This window comes from Pseudoalteromonas sp. G5_S1_54_S4 (genome assembly GCF_054968565.1).
Genome location: NZ_JBQKUL010000001.1, coordinates 155,209 through 173,074, shown reverse-complemented (window position 1 = coordinate 173,074; position 17,866 = coordinate 155,209). Strand labels below are relative to the sequence as shown.

At 40.8% G+C, this 17,866-nt stretch carries 17 protein-coding genes; 8 read left to right on the top strand and 9 right to left on the bottom strand.

What is annotated here, in order from left to right; genetic code table 11:
* Window positions 1-48: 48 nt before the first annotated feature.
* Both ACTRWE_RS00770 and ACTRWE_RS00765 read right to left on the bottom strand, forming a co-directional pair.
* On the bottom strand, window positions 49-717 hold the full coding sequence (locus ACTRWE_RS00770; RefSeq protein ID WP_462879309.1) for a DUF2987 domain-containing protein: 669 nt from the start codon (window positions 715-717) through the stop codon (window positions 49-51).
* Entirely contained in the window at window positions 710-1,519 is an 810-nt protein-coding gene (locus ACTRWE_RS00765; RefSeq protein WP_013465099.1) for a glucosaminidase domain-containing protein, read from the bottom strand. Before ACTRWE_RS00765 ends, ACTRWE_RS00770 begins: the two co-directional genes overlap by 8 nt.
* Window positions 1,520-1,700: 181 nt before the next feature.
* Here ACTRWE_RS00765 and ACTRWE_RS00760 point away from each other — a divergent pair, with 181 nt between their 5' ends.
* On the top strand, window positions 1,701-2,993 hold the full coding sequence (locus tag ACTRWE_RS00760; protein WP_024603109.1) for an anti-phage deoxyguanosine triphosphatase: 1,293 nt from the start codon (window positions 1,701-1,703) through the stop codon (window positions 2,991-2,993).
* A gap of 67 nt (window positions 2,994-3,060) precedes the next feature.
* Here ACTRWE_RS00760 and ACTRWE_RS00755 read toward each other — a convergent pair whose 3' ends face one another.
* Entirely contained in the window at window positions 3,061-5,217 is a 2,157-nt protein-coding gene (locus ACTRWE_RS00755) for a prolyl oligopeptidase family serine peptidase (RefSeq protein ID WP_462879308.1), read from the bottom strand.
* Between the two features lie 157 nt (window positions 5,218-5,374).
* On the opposite strand from ACTRWE_RS00755, the gene ACTRWE_RS00750 reads away from it, so the two are divergent.
* Window positions 5,375-5,686, top strand: coding sequence for an Mpo1-like protein (locus ACTRWE_RS00750; protein WP_090492397.1), 312 nt, complete (start codon window positions 5,375-5,377; stop codon window positions 5,684-5,686).
* 177 nt (window positions 5,687-5,863) lie between these two features.
* Window positions 5,864-8,419 (top strand): TonB-dependent receptor plug domain-containing protein, encoded by a 2,556-nt coding sequence (locus tag ACTRWE_RS00745; RefSeq protein ID WP_462879307.1) that lies wholly within the window; start codon window positions 5,864-5,866, stop codon window positions 8,417-8,419.
* A 328-nt stretch (window positions 8,420-8,747) separates the two neighbouring features.
* On the opposite strand, the gene ACTRWE_RS00740 is transcribed toward ACTRWE_RS00745, so the two are convergent.
* The 3 genes from ACTRWE_RS00740 to ACTRWE_RS00730 all read right to left on the bottom strand — a co-directional run bounded on the left by ACTRWE_RS00740 (window position 8,748) and on the right by ACTRWE_RS00730 (window position 12,067).
* Window positions 8,748-9,749 carry a branched-chain amino acid aminotransferase gene (locus ACTRWE_RS00740; RefSeq protein WP_288369064.1) on the bottom strand — a complete coding sequence of 334 codons (1,002 nt, stop codon included), beginning with the start codon at window positions 9,747-9,749 and terminating at the stop codon, window positions 8,748-8,750.
* Window positions 9,750-9,974: 225 nt separating this feature from the next.
* Window positions 9,975-11,027: a fatty acid desaturase family protein gene (locus tag ACTRWE_RS00735; RefSeq protein ID WP_462879306.1), complete on the bottom strand. Its 1,053-nt coding sequence runs from the start codon at window positions 11,025-11,027 to the stop codon at window positions 9,975-9,977.
* The gene (locus ACTRWE_RS00730; protein ID WP_462879305.1) at window positions 11,024-12,067 is read right to left on the bottom strand and encodes a flavin reductase family protein; all 1,044 of its coding nucleotides are present in this window, start codon (window positions 12,065-12,067) and stop codon (window positions 11,024-11,026) included. The genes ACTRWE_RS00735 and ACTRWE_RS00730 overlap by 4 nt, the downstream gene beginning before the upstream one ends.
* 365 nt (window positions 12,068-12,432) lie before the next feature.
* On the opposite strand from ACTRWE_RS00730, the gene ACTRWE_RS00725 reads away from it, so the two are divergent.
* The 4 genes from ACTRWE_RS00725 (at window position 12,433) to ACTRWE_RS00710 (ending at window position 15,109) form a co-directional block, all read left to right on the top strand.
* Window positions 12,433-13,593, top strand: coding sequence for a PQQ-dependent sugar dehydrogenase (locus ACTRWE_RS00725; protein WP_462879304.1), 1,161 nt, complete (start codon window positions 12,433-12,435; stop codon window positions 13,591-13,593).
* A gap of 92 nt (window positions 13,594-13,685) precedes the next feature.
* Window positions 13,686-13,865, top strand: a complete 180-nt coding sequence (locus ACTRWE_RS00720) for a DUF6435 family protein (protein WP_010390276.1) — start codon at window positions 13,686-13,688, stop codon at window positions 13,863-13,865.
* A 415-nt stretch (window positions 13,866-14,280) separates the two neighbouring features.
* Window positions 14,281-14,688: a GFA family protein gene (locus ACTRWE_RS00715; RefSeq protein ID WP_462879303.1), complete on the top strand. Its 408-nt coding sequence runs from the start codon at window positions 14,281-14,283 to the stop codon at window positions 14,686-14,688.
* Window positions 14,689-14,728: 40 nt separating this feature from the next.
* On the top strand, window positions 14,729-15,109 hold the full coding sequence (locus ACTRWE_RS00710; RefSeq protein WP_462879302.1) for a VOC family protein: 381 nt from the start codon (window positions 14,729-14,731) through the stop codon (window positions 15,107-15,109).
* Window positions 15,110-15,167: 58 nt separating this feature from the next.
* Here the strand turns inward: ACTRWE_RS00710 and ACTRWE_RS00705 are convergent, their stop codons facing one another.
* Complete coding sequence (locus ACTRWE_RS00705; RefSeq protein ID WP_138764370.1) at window positions 15,168-15,959, bottom strand: SDR family oxidoreductase; 792 nt, start codon at window positions 15,957-15,959, stop codon at window positions 15,168-15,170.
* A 25-nt stretch (window positions 15,960-15,984) separates the two neighbouring features.
* A complete protein-coding gene (locus tag ACTRWE_RS00700; protein WP_138764369.1) occupies window positions 15,985-16,488 on the bottom strand; it encodes an Mpo1 family 2-hydroxy fatty acid dioxygenase in 504 nt (167 codons plus the stop codon).
* A gap of 181 nt (window positions 16,489-16,669) precedes the next feature.
* On the opposite strand from ACTRWE_RS00700, the gene ACTRWE_RS00695 reads away from it, so the two are divergent.
* Window positions 16,670-17,068 carry a hypothetical protein gene (locus ACTRWE_RS00695; RefSeq protein ID WP_138764368.1) on the top strand — a complete coding sequence of 133 codons (399 nt, stop codon included), beginning with the start codon at window positions 16,670-16,672 and terminating at the stop codon, window positions 17,066-17,068.
* Window positions 17,069-17,397: 329 nt separating this feature from the next.
* Here the strand turns inward: ACTRWE_RS00695 and ACTRWE_RS00690 are convergent, their stop codons facing one another.
* Complete coding sequence (locus ACTRWE_RS00690) at window positions 17,398-17,814, bottom strand: hypothetical protein (RefSeq protein ID WP_024603120.1); 417 nt, start codon at window positions 17,812-17,814, stop codon at window positions 17,398-17,400.
* Between the last annotated feature and the right edge of the window lie 52 nt (window positions 17,815-17,866).

The window sequence follows — 17,866 nt, the reverse complement described above, 5'->3', positions numbered from 1 at the left end:
AGCGAGGTCAAACCTGACCCCGCTTTATAATCAAACCAATTAATTTTATTACTTACTGATCCAAGGCGTTACTTTAACTACCTCGTTTATATCAGCCAATACTTTGGTGTCGTTTTGCCAGCTGTCTGTTACTTCAAAATAACATACTGATTCTTCGCATGTTATGCGCTCATCATCAAATTGTTTAGGCGCGTTAAAAGTAACAACCACCCCTTTTTGCTCAGGCAGTAAATACCACATTAGTTTGCTAACAAAAAAGCCCGACAAGTCTGTTAAAAGCGCTTCAAGCTCATGATTAATGGTTAATAATGATTGCTTTGAAAAGGTTAGCCCTTCTAGCTCGTTGGCCTCTATTTGAAGCTTTAACTGACAATCATGAACCGGATTTTTAGGCTGAACCACAATCACCGCTTTGTCAGTATCGAGCTGCTTATCATACGGTAATAACAGTTGCGCTTTGTCAGTGTAATTAAGCGGGTACTCATTTTTTTCAGTTAAAATAGTCCCGCTTTTGATACTACATACTTCGTTAGTACCAATATCGCTAATATAAAAGTTTACGCGGGCATACTGAAAATCGCCTTTGTTTACTACTTTTAAACGGTCGTAAAAACCGTCATACGACATAACAAACTCTTTAGCATAGGTGTTATTTGCCGCTATTGCTAAAAAGCAGGTCGCTATAGTCGTAACTAATTTTAATACTGGTTTATTCATCAAAGTACGCTCGGTTTTGATTGATCATCGTATTTAGCTCTTCAATATACGCTTCACCACGCTCTGAGTAGGACATCAGCCCAAGGGTTAGCTTAGTCGCCTTAATTGGCTTTTGCTGTGCGCGTAAATCCTCACGTATACTGCGTAATTGTTTATAGGCATTATGCGTATTAATATTTCTAAAATATGACGTTACAGCAGCGCGAACCGATTTAAATGCAGCCACTTCATGCTCAGCTTCATTATTACGTCTTCTTGGCACCATGCCACAGCCTTTTTTGTAGCACCATTGGCCAAAAAAGTTTAAGCCTATTCGGGCAAAGCGTGAGGTACCCCATGCCGACTCATTAGCAGCTTGCATTAGGGCAAGTTCTTTAGGAATAATATCTACACGGCGCAGCGCTTGAGTTAGTGTAAGCGTATCTAAGGTTTCAGGTAAGCGGTATAATTTAAGTATTTTTTTAATATCGCTCGCTTGTTTTTTACTTAACGGCTCGTCGTGCTCTAGCATCATGCGCGCAATTTCAATGTTTGCACGTTGCTGTAAAATCTTTTTGTTTTCGGCTTCTACATGGGGCTTAATGAAGTTAAAAAACGCATGCTTTTTCTCTTTTACATCGGTGTATTCTGAGAATTTTGGCAACTTAACATTGTGCAATGGTTTTTCTTTCTTCTTTTCTTTTTTAATGTCGTCAGCACGTGTTTGTTCATCTGAAACAAACTCATCAGTTTGTATAAATGGATGAGTAAGTGCCCAAATAACAAGGGCGGCTAACAACAACTGAAAAATAGTTTTTAACATGTATTATCTCAATTAAACTCTAAGTTATGTATGGTGTAGTCACATACATACGAACGCTCATTATACCTAAGCCACTTTATAAACGCGAATACCGAACAACTGAATAAAATTCATACGCCTATTGTGAATTATTTATAATATACTAAGCGTTAAAGTCGTAGATATAGAGATAGGTTGTGACATGGATAAACAGTGGCAAAATAGAATAATTGAACAATATAAGCACCGCCCAAACGATAACCGCTCTCCTTGGCAAATAGACCGCTCTCGAATTATTCATGCTGCAGCATTTAGACGCCTTCAAGCAAAAACTCAAATAATGGGTATTGGTTTAAATGACTTTTATCGCACACGTCTTACCCATTCTTTAGAAGTATCGCAAATAGGCACGGGCATATTACGCCACTTAAAAGCCCAGCACCCTCGCTTTGAACATTTCCCATCAACCGGATTACTCGAAACCTTATGTTTAGCGCACGACATCGGCCATCCGCCCTTTGGGCACGGCGGAGAAATTGCGCTTAACTACATGATGCGTGATCATGGCGGGTTTGAAGGTAACGCACAAACGCTACGAATAGTAGCCAAACTAGAGCCTTACAGTAATGGCTATGGCATGAACTTAACAAGGCGCACATTATTAGGGTTTATAAAGTACCCTGGTTTTATCGACCAGCTGTGGTACAACATTCCCAAAGTGGATAAACAACGCGCGTTTATAAAAGCCGACGACTGGCGACCTGCTAAAGGCATTTACAATGACGATGCACCTATATTTAATTGGATCATTGAGCCACTGAGTCAAAATGATAAAGCATTATTAACCAGCCAAAATATTGTAGATTCATACCGTGCTAAAACACGCTATAAATCTCTCGATAGTGCCATTATGGAACTGGCTGATGACATTGCCTATGCCGTACACGATCTTGAAGATGCCATAGCCACCGATGTGTTAAGCCTAGACGATTGGTTAACCCATGCATTGCCGCACTTACAAGCACTAAACTATGATTGGTTAAATACGCTACTTAAATCACTTACAGAGCGATTATTTTCAAAGCACGAACATGAACGCAAAGATGCCATTGGTGAATTAGTAAATACCTTTATTATTCATATTCATTTAGACATACAAAACGATGCCTTTGAATGCCCTATTTTAAAGCACACCGCTAAATTAGATCAGCAATACGAAAACGTATTACAAATACTTAAGCATTTTGTGTTTCAACGCTTGATACGCGACCCTCAAATGCAGCAAATAGAATTTAAAGGGCAGAACCTGCTTATTGAGCTGTTTACCGCATTTGCCAGCGATCCAATGCGGTTATTACCCGAAACCACGCAAGCACTTTACCTAGAAGCCGAAAAGCACCATCAAGGCATGCGAATTATTTGTGACTACTTAAGCGGTATGAGTGACGAATACGCTTATAAAACTTATCAACGGTTGTTCTCTCCCATACAATAAAGTAGTGAGCCTAAAAAAAGCCGAGTCATTTAAGTAACTCGGCTTTTCGTTAGCTTATAAAGTCACATTAAAGTGATTTAATGCCCATGTTGTAAAGCGTAAAACCGTACATGTCGGCATAAAGGTCAATAATTTTACTTGTTGGCGTACCCGCACCGTGGCCTGCATTGGTTTCAATACGAATAAGCGTTGGATTAGTGCCCGCTTGGTTCGCTTGAAGCTCTGCTGCAAATTTAAATGAATGCGACGGTACAACGCGGTCATCATGATCGCCTGTAGTGATCATCGTCGCCGGATATTCAACCCCTGCTTTTACATTATGAATTGGCGAGTAGCCTTTTAAGTAATCAAACATTTCTTTACTTTGGTCGCTAGTACCGTAATCGTATGCCCAGCCAGCACCCGCTGTAAAAGTATGATAACGAAGCATATCGAGTACGCCTACCGCAGGTAACGCCACTTGAAATAAGTCAGGTCGCTGGGTCATTACGGCACCGACTAATAACCCGCCGTTTGAACCACCTCGCAGTGCTAGGCGCTTTTTAGAGGTGTATTTTTTATCTTGTAAGTATTGTGCAGCAGCAATAAAGTCGTCAAATACGTTTTGCTTTTGCAATTGCGTACCCGCTTTATGCCACTCTTTACCATACTCACCGCCACCACGAATGTTTGCCACTGCGTATACGCCGCCTTGCTCAAGCCAAGCCGCTGTTGTAGAGCTAAAGCGAGGTGTTAAGCTTATATTAAAGCCACCATAGCCATATAAAATAGTTGGGTTGCTACCGTCTAATTTAATATCACTTTTGTAAGTAATAATCATCGGTACTTTAGTGCCATCTTTAGAGGTATAAAATACTTGCTCAGAGGTGTAGTTGTCGCTATTAAAATCAATCCCTGACTTACGATATACTTTAGACTCACCACTTTGTACGTCAAAACTGTAAGTCGTGCCAGGTGTTTTGTAGTTAGTAAATGAGTAATAAAGCGTAGTTTGCTCTTTTTTACCGCCAAAACCACCCGCCGTACCAACGCCTGGTAAACTAATATCGCGGATCAATTCGCCCTGCTTGTTGTACTGCTTCACTTTAGAGATAGCATCAACCATGTAGTTGGCAAAGAATGTGTTACCGCCAAGCGTTACATTAAGTACGTTTTCGGTTTCTGGAATAAAGTCTTGCCAGTTTTCAGGTTGCGGGTTGCTTGCATCAACCGTCACTACTTTTTTATTCGGAGCATTTAAGTTAGTAACCAAAAATAGCTTGCTGCCTTCGTTATCAATCACACTGGTATCAGAGTCGGTATTACCCACTACGGTAACAAACTCGCTATCTGGCTTAGTTAAATCTTTAATAAATAACTTATTGCCTGAGGTCGATACGCTAGCACTAATAAACAAATAACGGCCATCTTTGGTCGCTTTAGCGCCTACATAACGGTGCTTTTGCTCAGCGGTATCGCCAAATACTAGCGTATCCTCGCTTTGGGCTTGGCCTAATTTATGGTAGTACACTTTATGTTGATCAGTTTTTGCAGAAAGCTCACTGCCTTCTGGTTTGTCGTAGCTTGAATAATAAAAACCATCATTTGCCAACCAACTTACGCCACTAAATTTAACATCAACCAGTGCTTGCTCTACTTGCTCTTTGGTTTCGGTGTCTATAACAATGATTTTACGCCAATCACTGCCACCTTCCGATATTTGGTATGCTAACAATGAGCCGTCTTCTGAAAATGATAAGCCCGACATTGAAGTGGTACCATCTTCACTAAAGGTATTAGGATCTAAGAAAATCTCAGCCTCGCCGCCGTCTTTACTGCGGTATAAAACGTACTGATTTTGCAGGCCATCATTTTTGTAAAAATAGGTGTAATCACCTTCGGTGAACGGCGCGCTGATTTTTTCGTAGTTCATTAACTTTTCAAGGCGCTGCTTTAACATATCTCTGTACGGTATTTGCTCTAAATATGAAAAAGTTAAGTTATTTTGTGTTTTAACCCATTGAGCCGTTTCATCACTCATATCATCTTCTAACCAACGATACGGATCAGCCACAGTTTCACCAAAGTAAGTGTCAACCACTGTGCCTTTTTTAGTTTCAGGGTAATCTAGAGAGTTAACTGCTTTCATTGCTGTTTTTACTTCATTTTGAGAGGTGTTTTCTGCAGGTTGTGAACAACCCGCAAGTGCGATTACAACCGCACAGGTCAGTGTTTTTTTTAGCATTGTTATTTTATTCCCTTATTGATAATCACTCTAAGTTATTAACTTTTACTGCTTTTGTCTATTAAGATGCGGTAAACGTCATTTATCGCTGTTAACCTGCGCTTAGTTACGCTTAAATACATTAATGAACAACGTTTAAACACCAATAGGCTAAGTAATGACAGAAATTCAATCCTTTACAAGCTTTAAACGCTTTTACCCTTATTACTTAAAAGAGCATCGTAATCAAACCTGCCGTAGATTGCATTTTATAGGCAGTAGCTTAGTACTGTTACTGGCAGGCTATGCGTTTTTTAGCTCACAACTTATGTTGTTATGGTTATTACCAGTGATTGGTTATGGCTTTGCGTGGGTTGGGCATTTCTTTTTTGAAAAAAACCGCCCTGCTACATTTAAGCACCCGTTATATAGTTTATGGGGCGATTGGGTAATGTTTAAAGATATGCTCACAGGTAAAATTAAATGGTAAATGGCGACTTACGCTACAAGCTACTCAAATACTCCACCCGCTACTGTAAATAAATTGTAGATTGAATGTAATTCAATTGACCTTGGTTGTAAAAATGGTCTACCTTGACAACAGAAGTTTCAATTAGTTCATTAATAATTGAATTACCTGTAGAGCATTGAATGAGGGAAACTAATCATGCAACTAAAACAGCTATTTACAGCAAAAAAAACCATTACACTCAGTGTTGCCACTGCACTACTTGGCTCGTGGTCGGTAAATGCCGCACAGCAAGACACACAAGCAGAAGAAAATATTGAACAAATTAGTGTAATTGGCTCTCGCCGACTCGGCCGCACAGTTGAAGACAGCCCAGTTCCGATTGATATCATTAGCGGCGATGCCCTAAAAAGTTCAGGGCAAACTGAAACCAATGCACTACTGAGCACTTTATTACCAAGCTTTAATTTCCCTCAGCCATCAATCACCGATGGCAGCGACCATGTGCGCCCAGCTCAACTGCATGGCTTAGCACCTGATCACACCTTAGTGCTCGTAAATGGTAAACGTCGCCATAGTAATGCACTGCTTAATTTAAACGGTTCAACCGGTCGTGGATCATCATCGGTTGATTTAAACGCTATTCCAGCCAATGCCATTGAGCGAATAGAAGTATTACGCGACGGTGCCGCAGCGCAATATGGCTCAGACGCCATTGCCGGTGTGATCAATATTGTCCTTAAAAGTAATAGCAGTGGCGGCAGCCTAGGTGCTGTATATGGAGCAAACATCACCGAAATGCAGGGTGTGCCTCAACTAGAATCCGTTTCTGAAGACGCCAATGGCAACTTAGCCTTTAATGAAGGCAGTGACCGCTCGCTTACCGACGGCCAAACCTTAACCCTGCAAGGTAATATGGGGTTTGAATTGGGCGATAACGGCTTTTTAAGTATTTCTACTGAATATCGCGACCGTAGCTCAACGAATCGCTCTGATTATGACCAGCGCGAAAATTACGCCCGCCTACCTGATGGCTCTCTTGATCCGCGTGAGTTCACATGGGATCGTTACAATCATAACTTTGGCAATGGCACCGTTGAAGACTTCGCGCTGTTTTATAATGCCGGTTATCAATTAACTAACGATGCCGAGCTCTACTCGTTTGGCTCTTACAGCAAGCGTGAAGGCGAAGGCGGAGGTTTTTATCGTCGCGCACAAGACAGCCGTAACGTAACAGAAATTTATCCTGATGGCTTTTTACCGGTGATCACCTCAGATATTGACGATTTTTCGTTAGCACTCGGCGTAAAAGGTTTTGCTAATGAATGGAATTACGACGCTTCTGCTGTATACGGCCAAGATGCCTTTAACTTTGGTGTTATTGATAGCTTAAACACCTCATATGGACCTAGCAGTCAAACCAGTTTTGATGCCGGTACACTTACCTACGATCAGCTGACTATTAATCTTGATTTTAGCCGCGAGATTGATGCTGACTTTTTAGCTAGCGGAATTAACGTCGCAGTGGGTGCTGAGTATCGTCGTGAAGGCTACGAAATTCAGGCAGGCGAAGAAGCCTCATACGCACAGGGCACTTTTGGCCCTGGTGGCGCAGTAACCGACCCAGTTAATGGCCCATTTGGCTCTGCAGGTTCGCAAGTATTCCCAGGTTTCACACCTGAGTCTGCGGGTGATAACAGCCGCCATAATGTTAGCCTTTACGTTGATTTAGAAGCCTTTATTACAGATAACTGGAACGTTGCCGTCGCAGCGCGTTATGAAGACTACTCTGACTTTGGCGATACGCTTAATGGTAAAATTGCCACCCGTTATACGCTAACAGAAGATTTAGCATTACGCGGCTCTGTATCAACCGGCTTTAGAGCGCCCTCTCTGCAACAGCAATATTTTACTTCAGTGGCCACCGTGTTTGTTGATGGTATTCCAACACAAACAGGGACGTTTGCCCCAAGCAGTGATGTAGCCGTTGCATTGGGATCACCGGGCTTAGATGCAGAAGAAGCCACCAACTACGGGGTAGGTTTTACCTGGTCAACCGACTTTAATTTCAGCTTATCTGTGGATTATTACCAAATATTAATTGATGACCGTATTGTGTTATCAAATAACCTGTCGGGTGCAGGTGTAGCAAGCTTACTTGAGGGCACTGGAGCTAACCAAGGGCGGTTTTTCTTAAACGCGATTGATAGCAAAACCCGTGGCGTTGATGTGGTTGCCTCTTACAACCTAATGAGTGATAACTACGGTGATGTAGCGTTTAATTTAGGCTATAACTACGGCAAAAACGAAGTGACTAATATTATTGCCCCACCCGCTGAGCTACAAAGCGTAGGTGTTGAACAAGATAATTTGTTCTCGGGTAATGAACTGCGTCGTTTTGAAGTAAGTACCCCGCGTAATAAATACAACCTAAGCGCTACATGGACACTAAACGAATGGCGTACCACACTTCGCAGCACTCGCTATGGTGAAACACAAGACCCATCAGAAATTCCAGAGCGTAACGAAGTGCTCAAGCCAAAGTGGATCACCGACTTAGATGTTGCCTATGCACTTAATAACAACATTACTCTGAGCTTAGGCGCGAATAATGTGTTTGATGTATACCCAGATCCAACGCGTGATTTAGTGAGCGATGTAACCACTTTCTCTCGTTTGTTCTCTTACTCGGGCTTTTCGCCATTTGGTTTTAATGGCCGCTATGTTTACGGCAAAGTTGAAATGAAATTTTAAGCTGCAGCTAAAAACAAAAAGCCACACTATTTAGTGTGGCTTTTTAATAGATTAGGGTCTGTTGATCTTTCAAGGTTAAATTTGCAGCAGTCTGTTTGGTATTTAGGCAAGGCATAGCCTATGTGGTGTGGTTATTCCCCATAAATAGGCGATAACGCAGCATCAATGCCAAACAGGCGCTGCCCGAAGGGTTCTGCCTAGGGACGATTTACTCTTTGTTGCTCGGTTTTTACTTAGCCCACTAGGTTACAAACCTCGCGCCGCGATTAAACCGCCCCTAGTTTGAACAAATTTTAATCCGCAAAGGTCAACAGACCCTAGAACCCGATTAGATTTTAGTTAACCAACCGTGTGTATCTTCACTTTTACCCCATTGAATATCGTTCAATGCTTGACGTAAACGTGCTGTTGTTGGTCCTGGTTCACCATTACCCACTTTGTATTCTTTATCGTTATGGATAAACGTACCTACTGGTGTTAATACTGCTGCAGTGCCTGAAAGTGCTGCCTCTGTACCTGGTTTTGCTGCACGCTCTAAAAGCTCAGTTACGGTAAAGTTACGCTCGCTTACCGTCATTCCTAAATCTTTCGCAATGGTTAAAATACTATTACGAGTAACACCATGTAAAAAGGTGCTGTCGAGTGCTTTAGTAATGATTTCGTTGCCATCAATTAATATGAAGTTGGCCGCGCCGGTTTCTTGCACATCGCCACCTGGGCAAAATAAAATTTGGTCGGCTTTATATTTAGTTCGCGCTGCTGATATTGGGCCAAGCGCGCTAGCATAGTTACCACCACTTTTAATCATACCCATATGCGGGGCACAGCGCATGCCGTCTTCTTCTAATAAAACACGTAGCGCGGTAGCACCACCTGAAAAGTAGTCACCCACTGGCGATAATAACGTATAAAGCAATGAACTCATTGAAGGCGCAGCCGCTTTGCCAATGGCAGCTTCAGTACCAATGTGGGTTGGGCGAATATACATAGAACCAGGAGGAAGCGGCGTTTCATCGGCGTATTCACGAACAATATCGATGATCATTGTTTTTAGCATCTCGCCATCAACCGCTGGTAAACTTAATAATTCAGAACTTTGCTGCATACGCGCAATATTTGCATCCATTCTAAAAATATTTACCGAACCATCTTCATGGCGAAAGGCTTTTAAACCTTCAAAACATGTACTTGAATAATGAAGAACGTGTGCACCTGCATGCAACTCAAGCTTATCGCAAGGAACAATTGAGCTTTCGCCCCACTGATTGTCAGAAAACTTAGCTTGAATCATCTGCGGCATAAACACAGTACCAAATGCGGCCATTTTTATTCTCTCTTGTGTGGTCTATTTTTCTCCATTGTATGACAACCCGCTACTATTTAACCATAGCAAAACAGGCTGTTTTTAAATTAATTAGACGAATTTTTTGCATGTGCTGATGATTATTTAATCAAAAAAGCACTTACTAACTCTTTAATGCAATAATCAGCTAACAATTTAAGGTTAGCTGATTATTTAATGCATACATTATAGTAGCGGCTATTTTATTAACCTCTATTTAAATGAATAACGAAATATACGTTTTAACACCGAGGTATATTGGTGAAAAAAACCGCCGGTGTTGTATGCAATGCCCTGCTTTTGTAAAGCAGCTTGCACTTGTGGTGCTATTTCTTGGTAGCGTGACGATGGCAAGTCTGGAAATAAGTGGTGTTCAATTTGAAAACTTAAATGCCCCGTTAAAATATGAAACCAACGCGCCCCTTTAATGTTTGACGACCCAAGCGCTTGGCGATAATACCACTGACCTTGGCTTTCGTTTTCACAATCTTGCTCGTAAAAGGTATGCGTTTGCTCGGTAAAATGGCCACAAAAAATAATGGTTGATGTCCATAAATTACGAATTAGGTTCGCCAATAAGTTACCGCTTAGCACCCATAAAAACAGAGGCCCCGCTAAAAGTGGAAACAGCACATAGTCTTTAATTAATTGGCGCGCGCCTTTACTAAAAAAGCGTTTTTTTAAGGTGCTATGCGCCACAGCACCTTCACGGTTTGGTTTCTTTTTACCTATAAAGACTCGCTCGCCTGCGAGCTCATGATACGACACGCCCCACTGAAACAGCACGCTTAAATTTAAATAGGTAATAAACTGCCATGTATTTTTTAGCCGCCATTTAAAGTCATTGCTCAACCTTAATAAGCCATAACCAAAGTCACGATCTTTTCCGATAATGTTAGTGTAAGTATGATGTTCAAAGTTATGAACGCGGTTCCAGCTTTGGCCATCGCAGGCTATATCCCACTCGTAGCTTTTAGAGTTAAGTTGTTTGTCGTTCATCCAATCGTATTGACCATGCATTACGTTGTGGCCAATTTCCATGTTGTCGAGAATTTTAGCCAAACCAAGTAATAAAACACCCGCTACCCACAATAATGGCTGTACAAAACCAAGCATCAATAAAATCCGTCCGCCTATTTCGCAAAACCGCTGCTTACGCACAATAGAACGAATATAGTTTGCATCCTTTTGCCCTACTTTGGCAAGCGTCGACATTTTTATGCCATCTAAATCTTCGGCTAATTGTTGATAATTTATGGTTGTCATAGCTGTAACTCCAAATCACTGACCGCTTGGCTAACACACAGTTGAATTAACTGCTCGCCGTTATCTGATAACTCACCGGTTTTTAAATTGCGCACCACGCCCGTTTTTTTAATGCACTGGCATTGATGACAAATACCAATCCCACACCCTCGCTGCACAGGTAGTTTTTTTGCCTCAAACTGAGTTAACAACACCTCATTCGCTGCTACGTCGTGGTGATCATTATTAATTTTTACAGTAAATTGACTGTCATCATTTAAGCTTGGCAATGCAAGGCTAAAGGCTTCTTGGTAATAGGTTAAATGATGCTGGTTTGCAAAATGTGCAATTTTTTGCATAAACGCTGCTGGCCCACAGCAGTAAATATCAGGATTGTCACCGATGTTTATATGCGTAGTTAATTGCGGGCTCTTATCACGAGTGAGTAACAAGTAAGAAAAATGCACATAACGCTCTGCTAATGCGGCAAGTTCTTCAACGCATTGGTGCTCATTAGCTTTTGCAAAATACAGTAATTTAATGGTGTGTTGAGTATTTGCTAATTGCTGGCTAAGCATTGCTAGCATAGGTGTAATACCCGAGCCACCAGCAACAAAGGTGCTGGCTTTATGCCAGCTTTTAAATACAAAGTCGCCACTTGGCGCAGAAATATTACACCACGACTGCGCTTTTAATGCGTTTTGCAACTGAGCTGTAAAACGTCCTTGCTCATTGGTTTTAATTAAAACTCGCAGCAATCCGGTTGCTTTGTATTGCGCGGGGCTGCAAGCAAGCGTAAATACACGGGTAAGCAAACGCCCGTTGAGCTCAAGCGTTAAACTAATATGCTGGCCCGCAATGTGGGCGCGCCACTGTTTATTGGGTTTAAGCGTTACACTTAAAAACTGACCACTCAACGCGTGTACATCAATAATTTGCGCACGAAAAAAGCCGGCTCGCCATGCAGGTTTAACGACCTGTATTAAAGGCTCTATGTAAGCGGCAAAGCTTTGATGGTGTAAAAACCATTTTGAAAATTGGTCTAATACCGAAGTTAGCATGGTTATTAATTCTCTACTTAAATCGACTACCCATCACTTTGTGTTAAGCGAATTCACGCAAACACATGTGCTGGGCTTTAAATATTTGAGCCTACACGTGTAAGCTCAACTTTCAGCGCACAAGTGTACGCTCGAATTTTTAAATTTCAACCCTAATAGAGTAATTATTCAATTTTTTTAAAGCGGTCTTTAATTCCTATACCTGTAAAGTTAGTAAACACCTGAGGGACATAAACAAGCTCATTAAGCTAAAAACCAACATTAAAGCGGTTAAATAGCGTGCAATTTCATTCATCCCAAATACTTAACACTGTGATTAATAGCGTGCTAAGGTAGTTAAAATTTAGTTAATTTTGGAAGCCATTATGAACAAAGTAACAACGCGTAAAAAATTTTCTACACTCGCCACAGCCAGTTGTGCATTTGCATTTTCGGCGCTTACCAGCCTTAGTGCTCATGCAGTTGATTTTAAAGGACTGGATAAATTAGCGCTTAATGTAAAACCAGTCACTGTTGCCCAAGGGATTTCCATTCCGTGGGCTATTGAGGCTCTGCCAAACGGTGATTTATTAATAACTGAGCGCAGTGGCACCTTGTATTTACTGCGTAAAAATACCACCAGCTTAACTAAAATCTCTGGGCTACCTAAAATTGATGCCAACGGCCAAGGCGGCCTACTTGATTTAGAACTGCATCCTGATTTTGCTAATAATCAATGGCTGTATATCACTTACTCAAGCAGTGAAGGTGACGGCGCTGGCAGTAACACCGCACTTATGCGTGCAAAGCTAAGTAACGATCACAGCCAATTGCGCGAGCCACAACAATTATACAAAGGCGAGCATAACTCTAAAAAAGGCCAGCACTACGGCAGCCGCATTGTGTTTGATAACCAAAATTATGTGTATTTTTCCATTGGCGATCGCGGCTCGCGAGATATTAACCCACAAGATTTAAGCCGCGATGGCGGTAAAATTTATCGTTTACACGACGATGGTAAAATTCCAACCGACAACCCATTTGTAAACCAAAAAGACGCAAAACCAGCGATTTGGTCTTACGGGCATCGTAATCCACAAGGCATGTGGTTCGATGGTGAAAATAATGTATTTTGGGCACACGAACACGGCCCCCGTGGCGGCGATGAGCTTAATATGATTAAGCCTAAAACTAACTACGGCTGGCCAGTGGTAAGCTATGGTATTAACTACAGTGGCACCTCGTTTACCGATTTAACCGAAAAATCAGGCATGCAAGCGCCCACATTACAATGGACACCCTCTATTGCCCCTTCAGACATGCTACTCGTAAAAGGTGACAAATATCCTGAGCTTAAAGGAAAATTTTTACTCGCTTCAATGAAATACGCGTTTATTAGCGTACTTGAAATAGCAGATGGCAATGTCGTTAAACAAAGTAAATTACTGGAAGGCATTGGCCGTATTCGCAGCCTAGCACAAGGTGATGATGGCACTATTTACTTAGGATTAGACGGCCAAGGCATTGTGCGCCTTGAACCACAGTAATCTTTTAATACGCTAATTACAGTAACAGAAAACTTTTTGCGCCTTCACTGCGTATTGTTACTGTAACTAGCTAATAAACAACGAGGGTGTTGATGTTTTCATTTTTAAAGCCAGATCCAATCAAAAAATTACGTAAAGAATACGACGCAAAATTAGAACAAGGCATGCAAGCGCAAAGAAAAGGCGATATTAAAAGCTATGCTATGTTAACTGACGAGGCTGAAAAAATTTGGAATGAAATAGAAGCGCTCGAAGCCAAAAAAGCCAAGTAAACATTAAACCTAATAAGTTTAAGCCTATCCCCCGCATTAACAGTGCGGGGTTTTTATTTCCCCGACTAAATAACTTCGATAAACATTTACCCAACTAAGCAAAATTAAATACACTTCTTATAAGTTCACTTTGCATTTCCCCCATCACGTTATTACAGTCCTATTGGTACGACACTCAAAAGCCATTTTATTTCTCGCATAATCAGTTGTTTACATTAAAGTTAATTAGTGGAATTATTTACCTAATACGACAAGGACTTGATGCATTGTTTGAAATCTCTGAATATTTAAGCGCTAGTGGTTATGTGGATGCGAAAAGCATTTTTGTAGAGTGTGTAATCAAGCCATAAAGCGTCAACAATTTACTGGCAAGAATACAATATAACGAACAAATTATATAAACCAAGGAATACAGATGTACGCAGGTAGTTGTTTATGTGGCTCAATCAATTTTTCAATTAATGGTAATGTTACTGATATTATCCATTGTCATTGTTCGCTTTGCCGTAAGGCCAGTGGCAGTGCCTTTGCTACCAATGGGTTTATTAATGCCAGCGAGCTGACATTAACTGACAAAAACGGAACCCTCACCTTTTACCAAAGCAGTGAAGGCAAACGTAAGTACTTTTGTAAAACCTGCGGCGCACCAATTTATAGTGCTAATGCGCAATCGCCAAAAAGGTATCGCCTGCGTTTAGGCGCATTAACTTCCGATATAGTTGAAAGGCCAATATCGCATAATTTCGTGACCTCAAAAGCTAATTGGGAAGATTTAGATGCCCAGCTTCCTCGTTATGAAGGACATGAACCTAGTCGGAAGTAAATCCATATAAATTTATCTATTTTTTGTAGTGGGAGTTTGAATGAAACTGAATCAAGTAACTTTGCCAGTCAAAGATATGAATGAAGCGGTGAGTTTTTATCGCTCACTTGGCTTTACCCAAATTGTTGACACACCGCATTATGCACGTTTTAGTTGCCCTGAAGGTGACTCTACATTTTCATTGTCTTTAGAGGGTGAGTTTTTTGAAAATCATTCTGTAATTTATTTTGAGAACGATGATCTTGAACAATTGTGTCAACAGTTGATCAAAAAGGGGATCGTATTCGAACAGCAGCCCACAGAGCAAAGATATTTGTGGAAGGAAGCGATTTTAAGAGACCCCTCAGGCAATAAAATTAAACTCTACAAAGCTGGAGAAAATCGATTAAACCCACCTTGGAAAGTACAAAAACAGCCATAAAGCAGAACACGAACCAGCATTGCGCTAAGCGGCTCAATGCTGGCGTCTAAGTGCTTGGCTATTTATATTCTACCTTGGCGGTTAAGCGATTAAATAAACTAGGGAAAAACCGTTTTATGAACGGTGCCCAACCGCTTAACCCTTGGCCTATTACAACTTCGTCTTTTTTATTATAGATTGCGGTGAGCATTTTCGATGCGGCTACATTTACATTCATACCATTTTCTATTGAAGGCTCAGGTTTGTTTTGTGCCTCTCCTTGCCCGTTCAATGAATTATGGGCAATCGCTGTTTTAATTGAGCCAGGGCAAATAGTTAAGCAATGTATATTGTGCTGCGCGACTTCGGCGCGTAAGCAATCCATAAAGCCTACTACAGCGTATTTACTGCCTGAATAACCCGTTCTAAACTTAGAGCCCACTTTGCCTGCCACGCTACTAATAGCCACTACAGAACCACTTTTTCGCGCCACCATTGAAGGTAGCACTGCTTTAGTGAGTGCAATTAAACCAAAGTAATTTACTTCCATGAGTTGGCGGTACACTTTAAAGTCATTTTCTAAAAATAAACTACGCTGTGATACGCCACCATTATTTATTAAAATATCAATTGGGCCTAAGCTATCTATTTGCGCTGATACATCCTGCAGTACAGTTTCGGGCTTTGATAAATCAAGGGGGATAACACGATGCCCCTCGCCTTTTAACTCGTCTTTTACTTGGTTGAGTTTATCGATATTTCGCGCTGATAAAATAACCTTCGCACCTTGCTCTGCAAATTGTTTTGCAAGCTCTTCACCAATACCTGATGATGCACCGGTGATCCACACTGTTTTATTATTATAATCCATGGTTTACCTTATATTCTTTGACTGATTATGCTTTAGTTGGGCCCGCTATTTCATTAACTTGCTGTTCTAAATTTTTATAAAAGCCCATTATAAATAACAGCTCTGCGGTGACATACAAAGGGCCAATAATTAAACCCACTAAATCATCAACAAAGGCGGGCTTTTTGCCTTCAAAATAATGACCAATAAACTGTAACACCCAGCCAAATACAAACACACCCACACCAATCGTCAGCCAAGATGTAAAGGGCATTGCGGCGATAGGCTGCGCTGCCACTAACAATAAAGTAAAAATGATGCCCATGATTAAACCTAGCGAAAAGCTCAGCATAAAATAGTAAACCACACTGGCAAGGACAAAAAGCTGCGCCCCATCGACATTAAAACTCCCTAGAGGAATTTCAACACGCGCTAGTAAGCACAATGCCGCAAATACAATCAGTGGAATACCAAAAAAGTGAGTTAATACGTTACGCTTTGAACGATGATACAAGCCATACTGGCCAAGTTGTTGTTGTAGAGTTTTCATCGGTTGATCCCGTTGTTATTTTTATAAGCAAAGTTCACCTTATAAAAAAGTGCGCACAATAACAACAAATACCGATGGTTATAAATTAAAAGGCTAACCAATGGCTCTCTAATTGGGTATTGATGTAAACTATTTGAAATAAATGTTTAACTGTTGGCCTTTGTAATATAAGGAAATCATCATGTTATTAAAAGCCCTAGCCATAGGCTTATTACTTGCTTTAGGCGAGATAATTAATGGTAACATTCGGGTGCGAGTTCTGCATCGATTATATGGGCAACGACGCGCTAAAACACTTAGTTTACTCTCAGGCATCGCCATTATTTTTGCTATAACTTGGTTAGCCCTGCCATGGGTTACCCCTACAAATTACCTAGATTGTTTTAAATTAGGCTTAGTGTGGCTAATGATAATGCTTAGTTTAGATATTTTTGTGGGTAGGTATTTATTTAAATATAAGTGGCACATAATTCTTGATGATTTTAATCTTTGTAAAGGCAACTTGCTTAGTGTAGGCATGTTGATACTTTTTATATGCCCAAGCTTGGTTTTTTGGTTGCAGATGAAAGTTATGGTTTAGATCACTGCTCTAAAAGCGCAGCGTCTCTTCGCTCTCTTTGTGTATTAATCACTTAAAAATAATTTAAACTGATAGAAATGAATGAGGATAAAATAAGCAGGAAAAAATAAATTTATTTCAGCCGCTTACTCTAAAGTCGCAGCGTCTCTTCGCCCTCTTTGTAAATTGATCATAAAAAACAGTATGAGCTGAGAGAATTGAATGAGAAGCCATAAAAAATATGCTTTAGATCACTGCTCTAAAAGCGCAGCGTCTCATTGCCCTCTTTGTGCATAATTCTTAAAATCTATTTAAAATCAGAAGTAAATGAGCTTGCAACGTGTCGTTATCTAAGCTAACGCGGTTACAAGCTTGCCTTTTTCATGCGTAGGTTGCATGGCCATTCGATCAGTGCCTTTTTCGTATTCTTGCTCCAGCATTTTTTGTAACTCTGCAAGCTGCTCTTTAATGGTGTCTATATCAGCACCTTGCTCTTGAAGTTTTTCTGCCAATGCTTCGATTGCTGCTTTTAACTCAGCAATTTTTTCTTTATCAACTCCTAATCGTTGATAGATAAGCGCCTCTTGCGCATTTTCTAAAAAGCTTTTGTCATGTGGCTTAGCGCTTGCGATTTGCGTTTGTTCGCTATCGCTGGTTTTAGCTGTTGCCGCAGGGCCAGAAGTTGCCGCAACTTCGTCAGCTTTTGCCGGTTTATTTATTGTACTAACATAAGTACTATATTGATTTTTAAAGGTTATTGATGTCATCAGCTCAAATCCATTTTTGCGTTAAAATATCTATCTTTAACTATTTTCACTT